Source organism: Modicisalibacter radicis (genome assembly GCF_900961225.1).
GTDB lineage: Bacteria > Pseudomonadota > Gammaproteobacteria > Pseudomonadales > Halomonadaceae > Modicisalibacter.
The window spans coordinates 1-393 of the sequence record NZ_CAAHFN010000030.1 but is presented as its reverse complement, the minus strand read 5'-3'; the positions used below and the strand labels follow the sequence as shown (position 1 = coordinate 393).

At 63.1% G+C, this 393-nt stretch carries 1 protein-coding gene; it reads left to right on the top strand.

The window, feature by feature from the left end:
• Positions 1–202: hypothetical protein (locus HR9077_RS01590; protein ID WP_210725830.1), on the top strand; the 202-nt coding region annotated here is incomplete at its 5' end.
• Positions 203–393 lie beyond the last annotated feature (191 nt).

The window sequence follows — 393 nt, the reverse complement described above, 5'->3', positions numbered from 1 at the left end:
CACCGGGGGCGAGCGCGTGTTCTTCGGCAGCCTCGCGCAGACCGCCGGCTGCATCAACGTGCTCGATGTTGGCGAGGCCCCGACCGACTGGGTGCTGCGCATGAGCAATTTTTCGGCGCCTTCGCCAACGCATGTCGGCTCACGACTCACGACGATGGAGGTGCTGCTGCAGCAATACCTTCGCCATCGGCAACCGACCTGATCAATCCTCGACACCCAAGACACACAAGAAGATTCGGAGACACACCCATGGCACAAACGGACCAGCAGGATTTTTCCGCCTTCGAGGGCACGCGCCCCGTGGCAGAACAGCAGAAGTTCGACATCGGCGCGCTGGAAGCGTGGATGCGCGAGCACGTGGCCGGCTTTGCCGGCCCGCTCACGGTTGAACAG